Here is an 11,875-nt window from a genome sequence, read left to right on the forward strand (position 1 = left end):
AGCTTGACGCCAACGGCATCGCGCTCTTCTTGCCGCAGTTGGCCCAGTCGCCCGGCACGCCCCTGCGCGTCAGGATCGCGGCCCATGATGTGCTGTTGTCGCGCGGCCGCCCCGAGGGGTTGTCGGCGCTCAATATCCTGCCCGGCCTAGTGCAAGAGATCCGCGCGGGCGAGGGGCCGGGGGCGATTGTTGCCATCGACACCGCGGCGGGTCGCGTCTTGGCGCGGGTCACCCGCCGCTCGGCCACGGCGCTTGCCCTTGCCCCGGGTGTGAGCGTCCATGCGATCGTCAAATCAGTTTCGGTCGCGCCGGGCGATGTGGGCGGGGCCGCGGGCAGTGAGGCTGCCCGCTGAGTTTCGGTCTCAGGTTTTGCCCTTGCCTTTGCCATTGCCCTTGCCGCCACGTGGAGGCGGACCGGCGGGGCCAGTGCGACCCCCGGGCTTGCCGCTGCGCGGTTTGCCGGGGACAGCGCCGGGTTTCCCCCCCGGCCGGGTCATGCGCTGGGAAGGGTCGGCAGCGTTGGGCCGCGCACGCGGTGGGCTGGCACCATCGGCGGCGGCAGGTTTTGCATCGCCGCGATAGGGCTTGCCCGCACCCGGTTTGGCCCAAGGTTTGCCGGCCGGCTTGCCGCTTGACTTGTCGCCTGGCTTGCCGCCGAACTTGCCCGCCGGCTTCTCGCCATATTTCCCTTCGGGCTTGGCGCCGGATGCCTCACCATATTTGCCGGGAGACTTTCCGCCGGGTTTGCCAAAACGCTTTGACGGGTCGGATGCGCCCTGCTTTGGTCCGGGCTTGCCTGCGCCCTGATAGGGCTTGCCGCCCTTGGGCTTGTCCGCGCGGTAGGGCGCTGCATCCTTGTAGGGACGATGGCCGCCGTCTTGCGGCGCCTCGGCGGGGGTGCTGCGCTTGGCGGGGGCTTTGTCGGGGTTGTAAGGGGCCTTTGATCTCGGTTTTTCCCCAGCCGCCGCGCGGGGGGCGGGGCTGGGAGGGGATGCGGCCACTGCTATGGCCGGGCTGTCTGCGGCGGCAGCATTTGGCGCAGCGGGTGCAGTCACTTCGGCCGTGGGCGCAGCAGGGCGCGCTGTGGTTTCATCAGACCGGGCGCGGGGCGGTTTGGAAGGGGCCGCGCGCGCCGGGCGACCTTGCGGCGCACCGTCTTGGCGCTTGGCGGTGATGCCATCTTCAAGCAGGCCATCGCTTCCCAGTCGCGCCGACAGGCCCGCAGCAGCAGCCTCGGCGATCTCGACCAAGGTCTGGTCTTCTTCGACGCGGATCTTGCCGATCTGCGCCTTGTCAAGATTGCCGGCCCGGCACAAAAGCGGCAAAAGCCAGCGTGCCTCGGCACGCTGCGCGCGGCCGACCGACAGCGCGAACCAGACGGAGGGGCCAAAGGCCTGACGCTCAGGGCGCGCGCCCGGTGCGGCAGGTGCGCCCAGATCCTCGGGCGCGGACAACCCGGCACGGTAAAGCCGCAGACAGGCGGCCGCGATTTGTTCGGGGCTATGGGTCGCCATCAGTTTGGCGGCAAAGGCGGCCTCGCCCTCGTTTGACGCGTTCGTCCAAAGCGGATCGTCCAACAGCCGCGCCTCGTCGAGTGCCAAGATCTCGTCCGCCGTGGGGGCGAAGGTCCATTCCGCTTGGATCTTGGCCCATTTCAGCAGGCGCGAGGCCTTGTTCGTCATCTTGTCGGGCACGATCATCGCCGAGATGCCCTTGCGCCCTGCGCGCCCCGTCCGGCCCGAACGGTGCAAAAGCGCCTCGGTATTGGTCGGCAGATCGGCATGGATCACCAGATCGAGCTTTGGCAGGTCGATGCCGCGCGCGGCCACATCGGTGGCCACACAGACCCGCGCGCGCCCGTCGCGCATGGCTTGCAACGCATGGCTGCGCTCATCTTGGCTCAACTCGCCCGAGAGGCTGACAACGGACAGCCCGCGATTGGCAAAGCGCGCGGCCAGTCGCGCCACGGTGGCGCGGGTATTGGCGAACACGATGGCCGTTGGCGCATCGTGAAAGCGGAGCAGGTTGATGATCCCGTTTTCCGCATCCTGAGCTGCGACTTGCACCACCTGATAGCTGATATCGGCATGCTGGCTACCGCGCGACAGCGTGGTGACCCGCACCGCGTCGCGCTGAAACTGTTTGGCCAGTTCCGCAATCGCGGGCGGCACAGTGGCCGAGAACAAGAGTGTCCGCCGCTCGGCCGGGGCCGCCCCCAGCATGAATTCAAGGTCTTCGCGAAAGCCCAGATCCAGCATCTCGTCGGCTTCGTCCAGCACGATGGCGCGGATATCGGTCAGGTCTAGCACGCGCCGCATGATATGGTCGCGCAAACGCCCCGGTGTGCCGACAACGATATGCGCGCCGCGTTCCAGCGCGCGGCGCTCCTCGCGGGCATCCATGCCGCCGATGCAAGACACGACACGCGCGCCCGCCTTGGCGTAAAGCCATGCCAATTCGCGCTGCACCTGCATCGCCAGCTCGCGCGTTGGTGCGATCACCAGCGCCAAGGGGCCGGCGGGTGGTCCAAGGCGGGTATCGGTGCCCATCAAGGTTGGCGCGATGGCAAGGCCGAACCCCACGGTCTTGCCCGATCCCGTCTGCGCCGAGACAAGCAGATCGGCCTCCGCCAATTCCGGGGCGGTAACGGCTTGCTGCACATCGGTCAGCACATCGAACCCACGTTCGGCGAGGGCTTCGGTCAGGGTCGTGATCATCAAATTGGGGGTCCGTTCGGAAATTCACGCAAAAGGCGTGGGTCGCGCCCCGGTTAGGCGATCTGGGCGCCCATGTCGAGGATTTGCTGCGTCATTTGCCATGCGTCCGGCGCAAGAACGCATTGACCGCATCGAAGAGCGCGGGCGCACGGGCCTCGGCATTGAGGAAATGCGTGCCGCCTGCGATCTCGACGTAAGAGCGGTCAGCCGCCCCCAGCCGATCGAAGAGCGCCAGCGTATCGTGGCGGGTGGAGGTCGGGTCTTGCGCACCGCGGATGAGTAACGTTGGGCAGGTGACAGCCCCCGGATCATGGATGGGCCGCGCGTTGAAGCACTCCCACAGGTCAAGGAAGGTGCCGTTCGGTACCCGGAAATGATCGCTCGCCCCCCCGTCATCGGCGATGGAGGCAGCGACCATCGCTTGCAGCACCGTCTCATCCCGCCAATCCGCGCCTTGCGGCAGTTGCGCATCCCAGCGGGCGCGGGTATCGGCCAGATCGACGCGCCGATAGGGGCCGAAATCGCGGTGGCGGCTTGGGTCGGATGGGTCGGCCATGACGGCGATCCAGTCTTCGTTCACCTCGGCATAGATGGGCGCGTAGAGGGCCAGCGCGCTGATCTTGCCCGCGCCCACGCCCGCCACATAGCGCGAGGTGGTGAGCGTGCCCCAAGACCAGCCGACAAGCGCAACCTGTGCGCCTCCGTGGCGTGCCGCGATCCAATCGACCGCATCGCCGATATCGGCGATGGCCTCATCGCCTGTCGCATAGGGTCGCCCCTCGGGGAAGGTATCGGGTTTCGACAGCCCATAGCCGCGAATGTCGATGGCATAGGCGCTAAAGCCCGCATCAGCCGCGACTTGCAGCCAGTTCAGCCCCGGATGGGGAATGTCGAACAGCCGCCCCGAGAATGTCGCGCCATGCACGAACAAGACCGGCGGGCCGTCCTCGCCCCTGTGGCGCAGCACCAGATCAAGGCCCGGCGTGTCGCTTGAGGCGACGCGGTGCCGGGCCGAGATGTCGTGGCTGCGCCAATCGCTCATGCCCCGGCGACCTTGAGGATGATCTTGCCGATATTGGCGGCACTTTCCATCCTTGCATGGGCCTTTGCCGCATCGGCAAGATCAAAGGTGCTGTCCATCACGGGCGCAATCGCGCCGATATCCAGATGCGGCCAGACCTCGGCCTCCAAAGCTCGTGCGATGGTGGCCTTGGCGGCATGCGATTGCGGGCGCAAGGTCGAGCCCGTGATCGTCAAGCGCCGCGTCATCACCTGCATCATGTCGAGCGTGACCTTGGACCCTTGCAGATAGGCGATCTGCACCAGCCGCCCATCCATCGCCAGCGCGTCCAGATTGCGCGCGATGTAATCGCCGCCCACCATGTCGAGGATCAGATCGGCCCCGCCCTCGGCGCGCATGGCGGCGACGAAATCGGTCTCGCGGTAATTATAGGCCACCGCGGCCCCCAGCCTTTCGCATGCGGCGCATTTCTCGGCATTGCCTGCGGTCGCGAAAACGCGCGCGCCACGCAGATGGGCCAGTTGGATCGCCGTCGTCCCGATGCCGGATGCGCCACCATGGACCAAGAACCGCTCGCCCGCCTTCAGCCCACCGCGCATGAAGACATTGGTCCAGACGGTGTAGAAGGTCTCGCACAGGCCCGCCGCGGCCTCCAACGTCATGCCCTTGGGTACGGGCAGCGCGTGATCGGCGGCAGTGACGGCATATTCGGCATATCCCCCGCCCGGCAACAGTGCGCAGACCGCATCGCCCGTTTTCCAGCGGGTGACATTGGCACCCACGGCCGCGACAAGGCCCGATGCCTCCAGCCCGGGCAGGGGCGAGGCATCCTTGGGCGGTGCGTAATTGCCCGCGCGCTGCAGCGCGTCGGGGCGGTTGACGCCCGCATAGGCGACCTTGATCAGGATTTGGTCATCGCCCGGCACAGGCACAGGGGCGGTTGCAGGCACCAAGACCTCCGGTCCGCCGTATTGCGAGATCTCGACCACGGTCATGGTGCGGGGCAGGGTCATGATATCCTCATCTTTCTTGGCGTTTCGTAGAACAGGGGCCGGCGAACCGGCCCCCGCAAACATCATGTCCGTCGCGCGCGATCAGGCGCGGCCGGTGGTGCGCAGGAACTCGTGCAGCATCTCGCCCAAGCGCCCGCAATAGGTCGGGTCTTGCGCCGAGAAATCATCGACGACCGACAGCGATGCGGCGCGCAGCGCGGCCAGCGCGTCATCGTCGATGGTAACCAATTCGCCGCCACGTGCATTGACGAATTCCTGCTTGAAGGTCAGGTCGCGATACAAGAAATGCGCCGCCGCTTCGGCCGATGTCGCGCGCACGATCTCGGACACGGTCGCGCGGATATCATCGCCGACCGCGTTCCAAGCATCAAGACCCACCATGACTTCGCCGTTCAGGTGGCCAAGCAGGTCGGGCTCCATGACGTATTTACACACTTCTTGGAAGTTCATCCCCCAAGCCGTCGAGGTGGAGCCCCAATGCGCGCCATCCACGACACCCGATTGCAGCGCTTGGTAAAGCTCGCCGCCGGGGATCGAGACAGGCGAGGCGCCCATCTTGGCCAGCACAAGGCCCGCAGCCCCCGTCGAGCGCACCGGCCAGCCCGCGAAATCAGCGGTTGTGCGTAGCGGGCGGTTGCCCCACAGCGTCAGACCCGAATAGGAGACGGGGCCGACCTGATAGACGCCCTGCTCGGCATAGGCTTCGCGGATGATGTCGAGGCCGCCCATCTCGTAGTAGAAGATGTCTTGTTCTTCGTGGCGGTCCCAAACGCCGATATGGCCGTTCAGGTGACCGGCGGCTGGCACGCGCCCGATCCAATAGGCGGGGTAGATGAAGGCGCTTTCCAGCAAGCCGCGACGCACCGCGTTCAGCACCTCGCCCGTGGGCACGATACTTTCGGGGGCGTGCGGTTCGATGGTCAACTCGCCGCCAGTGGCCGCGGTGATGCGGTTACAGAACTTCACGAAGACATCTTCGTAGTACCAATTACCAGTGGGCCAATGCGTCTGCATGCGCCAGACGGTCTTGGTCTGCGCAATCGCCGCCGGGGCTGCGAGGGTCACACCCGCGGCAGCGCCGGCCGACGCGGCGAAAAAGCCGCGGCGGGAAAGCGGTTGGATCTTCTTGGTCATGGTCTTCTCCTCCTCTGGTGGGTAGTCGCCCCGCCGCCTCAGCGCGCGGGGATGGCGGTGAAGCTGGTCACAAGCTCGGGGAACAGGAAAATCGCCGCCCCCGTGGCCAGCATCAGGAAAAAGAACGGGAAAATCGCCTTGTAGATCTCAAGGATCGGCGTCTCTGGGCTGAGTGTCTTGAGATAGAACAGGTTGTAGCCGAAGGGCGGCGAGATATAGCCGATGCACAGGTTCAGCTGGAACAAGATGCAAAACCAGATCGGATCAAAGCCCAAGGTCGTGACGATCGGAAAGAAGATCGGCAGCACCAGCAATATGATTCCTACCGGGTCAAGGAACATGCCCAAGACCAGCGTGATCAGCTGCATCAGCAAGATCATCATCAGGGGGTTGACCTCGAGCCCCAGCAAAAAGCTTTGCATGAAGCGCGTGCCGCCGCCGCCGCCATAGACCGCGACGAAGGCCGAGGCGCCAAAGACGATCCAGATCACCATGCCGGTCATCGAGGCGGTGTCGTGGCTGACCTTGCGCACATAGCTCCAATTCAGCTCACCCCTGATCGCGACCGAGATCACGACGGCCAGTGCGCCGACGGCCGCCGCCTCGGTGGGCGTGGCGATGCCCGCGAAGATCGAGACCAGCACCGACAAGATCACCACCAAGGGCAAGATCACCGCGCGCAGCGATTTCAGCCGTTCCGCCAGCGGGGCCGTCTGTGCGGCAGGCGGGGCAAGGGCGGGGTTCATGCGGCTGCGGATCGCGATATAGGCCATGAACATCGCCAAAAGCAGCAGACCAGCGGCCAGACCGCCCATGAAGAGTCGCCCCACCGATTGGCCCGTCTGCATCCCGATCAAGATCAGCGTGATCGAGGGCGGGATCAGAATTCCCAATGTGCCCGAGGCCCCGATGGTGCCCAAAACAAAGCGCCGGTCATATCCGCGCTGGGCCATGGCGGGCATGCCCACAAGTCCCGTCGTCACCGTCGAGGCCGCGCAGCTTCCCGTCATCGCCGACAGCGTCGCGGCAAAGCCCGAGGTGCCGATCAGCAATCCACCGGGCATCCGCCCCGACCACAGGTAAAAGGATTGGTACAAATCCTCGGCGATCTTGGAACGCGCGAGCGCCACACCGATGAACACGAACAGCGGGATCGCCGACAACAGGATCGACCACATCGAGCCGAACATGGTCGACACAATGGTGAACATGCCGTTGGGTCCAAAGACCAAGAGGCCGAACACAACCGCTGTGCCGCCAAGCGCGAATGACAGCGACACACCCAGCAAGATCGCCACCAAGAGCATGCTGAACATGCCGATCGTCAGAATTTCGGGCGTCATTGCGCAACACTCCCCGTGGCGGCGGTGTTGCGGCCGACATCTGCCGTGGGGTTGATCAGCAAGATCAGCGCGCGCAGCATTTCGACCACGCCTTGCAGCGTGATCAGCGCCACACCCGCGAACATGGCCAGCTTGATCGGCCACATCGGGTGGCGCAGCGCGCTTTCATCGACCTCGTTGAAGCGCCAGCTGTCTTCGAAGAACCAGAACGCCTCCCATGACAGGACCGCGCCCCAAATCACGAGGAAGGTGAAATTCAGAAGGTCCAGCGCCGCGCGCCGCCGTGGCCCGCCGGTGTTGAGCAGCAGGTCCACCCGTACATGGTCGTTGCGGATCAGCGTATAGGCGCCCACCAATACGAAATAGGACCCGAAGATGCGCTGGGTATAGCCATGCGCCCAAAGCGTTGGCTGGCCAAAGATGTAGCGGGCCACCACCTCGTAGCAGAGTACCACGATCCCCGCCCAGATGAGCATGCTGATGGCCTTGCCGATCGCGCTGTTGAGCGCGTCGACGGCCCTAAAGAGCAACATCGTGTCCCCTCCCTGCTGGGTCTTGTGTCTCGATCACGGCGATGGCGCGCGCGGCGAAGCGTTCGGCCAATGGACCCAAGCTCGCCGCCTCGGTCGAGGCGGCCGATCCCGCCCGTGCGCGATCGGCGATACCGACGAAGATCACGGCGAAGCGGAAGAGCGCAAAAGCGATGTGAAAGGGCAAAAGCGGCCCGGTGGGCCGGGCATTGGAAATGTATTCGGCGACGAATTCATCGCGGCTGGGAATGCCCGCGCCCTGCCAGTCGCGGCCCAGAAGGCCCGCATATTCATTTTCGCTCGAATGCCACGGGATCGCGCAGAACCCCAGATCGGCCAGCGGATGGCCCAGCGTCGACAATTCCCAATCCAAGACGCCAATGACGCGCGGCTCGGTCTCGTGCCACATCAGGTTGCCGACCCGGAAATCGCCATGCGCGATCGAGACCGCCCCGTCATCTTCGGGCATGTTGGCGGGCAGCCACTCGACCAGATGATCGAGGGCTGCGATGCGCTTCCCGGTCGAGCCTTGGTATTGCTTGCTCCAGCGCGCGATCTGGCGGGCGAAGTAATTGCCGGGTTTGCCGAAATCGGACAGCCCCACCGCCTCGGGGCGCACGGCGTGCAGCCGCGCCAGAACGCGGGCCATATCCAAATACATCGCGCGGCGGTCTTCTTGCGTAACACCGGGCAGGGCGGTGTCGGAGAACACCCGCCCCTCCAGCCGTTCCATCAGGTAGAAGGGCGTGCCGAGGATGGTTGCATCCTCTTCCAGCCAGAGCGCGCGGGGGACGGGCACGTCGCTGCCCCACAGGGCGCGCATCACGCGAAACTCGCGCTCCACCGCATGCGCGCCGGGCAGGATCGGGCCATCGGGCTTTTTGCGCAGCACCAAGCGCGCGCCCCCCCAATCGACGAACCATGTCGGGTTCGATTGCCCGCCGCCGATGCGGGTAAGGTTGGGCAGCCCGGTGCCGGGAATGCGCGCGGCCAGCCATGCGGCCAAGGCCGCGATATCAAGCGCCGCGCTTGTCATGCCGCCCCCTCGTTGGCGAGGGCGTGGGCCGCCTGTTCGCGCAGCATGAACTTCTGGATCTTGCCCGTCGCGGTGCGGGGTAGGGGGCCAAAGACAAAGCGCCGGGGGCGTTTGTAGCCCGCAAGGTTCTCGCGGCAGAACGCATCGAGTGCCGCGGCTGTCAGCACAGCCCCTTGCCGCGGCTCGACAAAGGCCCAAGGCGTTTCGCCCCATTTCGGGTCGGGGGCGGCCACGACGGCGGCCAAAAGCACATCGGGGTGGCGGTGCAGCACCGTTTCCACCTCGAGGCTCGAGACATTCTCACCGCCGGTGATGATGATATCCTTGGCCCGGTCGCGGATCTGGATCTGCCCATCGGGATGGACCACGGCCAGATCGCCCGAGCGGAACAGGCCGCCCGCGAATGCGGCATCGGTCGCCTCGGCGTTGCGGTAATAGCCGGCCATTATGGTGTTTCCGGCCAAGACGATCTCGCCCATCGTCTGCCCATCGGCGGGGACATCCTGACCGTTTTCATCTACCACACGCGCGCGCCCCGCCGTGGGGTGGCGGCGACCTTGGCGGGCCATCAGCGCCGCGCGGGTCTCAAGATCGGCCTCCGGGTCGCTTGGGTCGTTGATCGTGGCGGGACCGTAGCTTTCGGTCAGCCCATACATATGGCTGAGATCAAAGCCGAGCTTGGACAACCCCGACAACAGCGCAGGGGTGGGGGCGGCCCCCCCGGTCGTGACCTTGACCCGGACAGGCGGCGGTTCCTTGGCATGGTCGAGCAACATATACAGCACGACGGGCGCGCAACTCATATGCGTGACGGCATGGCGGTCGATTTCCGACAGGATCAGCGCAGGCTCGACCCGGTCGAGGCAGACGTGAAGCCCCCCCGCCGCCGTCACTGCCCAAGCCTGACACCAGCCGTTGCAGTGAAACAGGGGCAGCGTCCAGAGATAGCGGCTGTCACAGCTCAGCCCCAGCGCCAGCACATTACCCATCGCGTTCAGAAAGGCCCCGCGATGGGTGTAGACGACGCCCTTGGGCTTGCCGGTCGTCCCGGAGGTGTAGTTGAGCGAAATCGCCTGCGCCTCATCCGTGATGGCGGCGCTCAGCGCCAGATCGGGGGCAGGGCCGGAAAACCAGTCGATCCCGTCACCGGCCCCCGGCGCGCTGCACAAGACCATCCGGGGTAGCGGTGCGTCGGCGGGGTCGGGCAGATAATCGGCTTCGGCCACCAGCACCTTGCTGCCTGCATGATCGAGGATATAGCCCAACTCGGCGCTTGAAAGCCGGATATTGAGCGTGTTCAACACCGCCCCCAGCGCCGGCACGGCGAAATGGGCGGCCAGCATCTCGGGGCGGTTGCCAAGGGCGACCGAAACCACATCGCCGGGGCCAATCCCTTGGGCGCGCAACGCCCCCGCCATGCGGCCGACGATCGCGCCAAATTCAGCATAGCTCCAGATATGCGCGCGCCATGCAACGGCCGGGCGGGCGGCGTGGCACTCCAGCGTCCGGTCAAGCAGGTCAAGCGGCGTCAGCGGCCGGAAATTCGCCGCGCGCGGTGCCAGATGCGGATCGCTGAACATCGCTTGCCCCCCTTGCCCTGTCGTCAGCCCGCCGCGCTATCCCAGTGCCAGAAATCGCGCCCCTCATTGGCAAGGTGGCGGTTCAGCACCATTTGATGCACCTCATCGGCACCATCGACCAACCGCGCTTGGCGCGCGTAGCGGTAGATCCATTCCAGCACCGTATCTTGCGAATAGCCGCGCGCGCCGTTGATCTGGATCGCGACATCGGCGGCCTTGTGCAAAAGGTTGGCGACATGGATTTTCGCCATCGAGACCTCTTTCTTGGCGAAACCGCCGCGGTCGAGTTCCCATGCCGCCTTCATCACCAAAAGCCGTCCGATCTCGATCCCCATCGCGAGATCGCCCAGCTTGATCTGGATGCTTTCGCGGTCGGCCAGCCGCACGCCAAAGCCGTGGCGGTTTTCGGCATAATCGCGCGCGATTTCGGTGCAACGCTTGGCCAGACCCAGCCAGCGCATGCAATGCGTCAGTCGCGCTGGCCCAAGGCGGATCTGCGTGACCTTGAGGCCCAACCCCTCGCCCATCAAGACGCGGTCGGCGGGCAGAACCAAGTCGTCAAAGACCAGTTCGCAATGCCCGCCATGCTCCTCGGGGCCCATGATCGGGATACGCCGCTCGATCCGCCAGCCGGGCTCGTCGCGGTCGAAGAGGAAGGCGGTCAGACCCCGGCGCGGATCATCCGATGTGCGCGCCATGAGGATGAAATGCTGCGCATCCTCGGCGCCAGTGATGAACCATTTGCGGCCTTGGATTGCATAGCTGTCGCCCTTTTTGGTGGCGGTGGTCAGCATCATGCCGGGGTCCGACCCGCCGCCCGGATGCGGTTCGGTCATGGCGAATGCCGAGCGCACATCACCCGCGACGATGGGGGCAAGCCAGCGCGCCTTTTGCGCCTCGGTCCCGATCTTTTCCAAGACCATCATGTTGCCGTCATCAGGCGCGGCCGAATTGAACACCACCGGCCCGAAGATCGAGCGGTTCATCTCCTCATAGCACACGGCCATGCCCATCTTGCCCAAGCCCTGACCGCCGGTTTCCGGGGCCAGTTGCAAGCACCACAGACCCTCTGCCTTTGCCTTGGCGCGCAACGCGTTCAGGGGCGCATGGGCGATATTGCCATGTGCGTCCCAATTGGCGCGATCCGCCTCGACCGGCATCACCGCCTCATCGACGAAACGCGCGATGCGGGCGCGGAAATCTTCGATGCGGGGGGAAATGGTGAAATCCATCGGTCGTTCCTTACAGTGACGAAATCAAATGGCCGCCATCGACCACGATCTCGGTTCCGGTCATGAAGCCGCTGAGGTCCGAGGCCAGCAGCAAGAAGGCGCCATCGAGATCGGCGGGCTTGCCCATCCGGCGCTGCGGCACGCGGCGGATCAGGGTTTGACCCGCCTCGGTGGCAAAGAAATCGCGGTTGATCTCGGTCTCGATATAGCCGGGGCAAAGCGCGTTCACGCGGATGCCGTGGCGCGCCCATTCCAGCGCCAAGCTGCGC

At 65.4% G+C, this 11,875-nt stretch carries 11 protein-coding genes; 1 reads left to right on the forward strand and 10 read right to left on the reverse strand.

Translation table 11 applies throughout. From position 1 onward, the window contains the following. Nucleotides 1–353, forward strand: a 353-nt coding sequence (locus tag ACTG4J_RS11915; protein WP_439139784.1) for a TOBE domain-containing protein, incomplete at its 5' end; no start/stop codon positions are given. 9 nt (nucleotides 354–362) lie between these two features. On the opposite strand, the gene ACTG4J_RS11920 is transcribed toward ACTG4J_RS11915, so the two are convergent. From ACTG4J_RS11920 to ACTG4J_RS11965, 10 genes are all read right to left on the reverse strand, one after another. Then, entirely contained in the window at nucleotides 363–2,717 is a 2,355-nt protein-coding gene (locus ACTG4J_RS11920; RefSeq protein WP_439139786.1) for a DEAD/DEAH box helicase, read from the reverse strand. Between the two features lie 91 nt (nucleotides 2,718–2,808). Beyond that, complete coding sequence (locus tag ACTG4J_RS11925; RefSeq protein ID WP_439139788.1) at nucleotides 2,809–3,759, reverse strand: alpha/beta hydrolase; 951 nt, start codon at nucleotides 3,757–3,759, stop codon at nucleotides 2,809–2,811. Beyond that, nucleotides 3,756–4,751, reverse strand: coding sequence for an NAD(P)H-quinone oxidoreductase (locus ACTG4J_RS11930; RefSeq protein WP_439139790.1), 996 nt, complete (start codon nucleotides 4,749–4,751; stop codon nucleotides 3,756–3,758). The genes ACTG4J_RS11925 and ACTG4J_RS11930 overlap by 4 nt, the downstream gene beginning before the upstream one ends. An 81-nt stretch (nucleotides 4,752–4,832) precedes the next feature. Continuing rightward, nucleotides 4,833–5,885: a TRAP transporter substrate-binding protein gene (locus ACTG4J_RS11935; RefSeq protein ID WP_439139792.1), complete on the reverse strand. Its 1,053-nt coding sequence runs from the start codon at nucleotides 5,883–5,885 to the stop codon at nucleotides 4,833–4,835. A gap of 38 nt (nucleotides 5,886–5,923) precedes the next feature. Continuing rightward, complete coding sequence (locus ACTG4J_RS11940) at nucleotides 5,924–7,228, reverse strand: TRAP transporter large permease (protein WP_439139793.1); 1,305 nt, start codon at nucleotides 7,226–7,228, stop codon at nucleotides 5,924–5,926. Continuing rightward, the gene (locus tag ACTG4J_RS11945) at nucleotides 7,225–7,761 is read right to left on the reverse strand and encodes a TRAP transporter small permease subunit (RefSeq protein ID WP_439139794.1); all 537 of its coding nucleotides are present in this window, start codon (nucleotides 7,759–7,761) and stop codon (nucleotides 7,225–7,227) included. The genes ACTG4J_RS11940 and ACTG4J_RS11945 overlap by 4 nt, the downstream gene beginning before the upstream one ends. Then, nucleotides 7,748–8,794, reverse strand: coding sequence for a phosphotransferase family protein (locus tag ACTG4J_RS11950; protein ID WP_439139796.1), 1,047 nt, complete (start codon nucleotides 8,792–8,794; stop codon nucleotides 7,748–7,750). The genes ACTG4J_RS11945 and ACTG4J_RS11950 overlap by 14 nt, the downstream gene beginning before the upstream one ends. After that, the gene (locus ACTG4J_RS11955; RefSeq protein ID WP_439139798.1) at nucleotides 8,791–10,374 is read right to left on the reverse strand and encodes an AMP-binding protein; all 1,584 of its coding nucleotides are present in this window, start codon (nucleotides 10,372–10,374) and stop codon (nucleotides 8,791–8,793) included. Before ACTG4J_RS11955 ends, ACTG4J_RS11950 begins: the two co-directional genes overlap by 4 nt. A 23-nt stretch (nucleotides 10,375–10,397) precedes the next feature. After that, a complete protein-coding gene (locus tag ACTG4J_RS11960; protein WP_439139800.1) occupies nucleotides 10,398–11,606 on the reverse strand; it encodes an acyl-CoA dehydrogenase family protein in 1,209 nt (402 codons plus the stop codon). A gap of 10 nt (nucleotides 11,607–11,616) precedes the next feature. After that, nucleotides 11,617–11,875 (reverse strand): SDR family oxidoreductase (locus ACTG4J_RS11965; RefSeq protein WP_439139802.1); only part of this gene is annotated, 259 nt, incomplete at its 5' end.

It is taken from the genome of Roseicyclus sp., assembly GCF_965662675.1.
Taxonomy (GTDB): domain Bacteria; phylum Pseudomonadota; class Alphaproteobacteria; order Rhodobacterales; family Rhodobacteraceae; genus Roseicyclus.

Excerpts from the sequence above, each read along its gene's own strand:
- ACTG4J_RS11950 (WP_439139796.1), bottom strand. The coding sequence starts at position 8,794 with ATGACAAGCGCGGCGCTTGATATCGCGGCCTTGGCCGCATGGCTGGCC.
- ACTG4J_RS11930 (WP_439139790.1), bottom strand. The coding sequence starts at position 4,751 with ATGACCCTGCCCCGCACCATGACCGTGGTCGAGATCTCGCAATACGGC.
- ACTG4J_RS11955 (WP_439139798.1), bottom strand. The coding sequence starts at position 10,374 with ATGTTCAGCGATCCGCATCTGGCACCGCGCGCGGCGAATTTCCGGCCG.
- ACTG4J_RS11935 (WP_439139792.1), bottom strand. The coding sequence starts at position 5,885 with ATGACCAAGAAGATCCAACCGCTTTCCCGCCGCGGCTTTTTCGCCGCG.
- ACTG4J_RS11960 (WP_439139800.1), bottom strand. The coding sequence starts at position 11,606 with ATGGATTTCACCATTTCCCCCCGCATCGAAGATTTCCGCGCCCGCATC.
- ACTG4J_RS11940 (WP_439139793.1), bottom strand. The coding sequence starts at position 7,228 with ATGACGCCCGAAATTCTGACGATCGGCATGTTCAGCATGCTCTTGGTG.
- ACTG4J_RS11920 (WP_439139786.1), bottom strand. The coding sequence starts at position 2,717 with ATGATCACGACCCTGACCGAAGCCCTCGCCGAACGTGGGTTCGATGTG.
- ACTG4J_RS11925 (WP_439139788.1), bottom strand. The coding sequence starts at position 3,759 with ATGAGCGATTGGCGCAGCCACGACATCTCGGCCCGGCACCGCGTCGCC.
- ACTG4J_RS11945 (WP_439139794.1), bottom strand. The coding sequence starts at position 7,761 with ATGTTGCTCTTTAGGGCCGTCGACGCGCTCAACAGCGCGATCGGCAAG.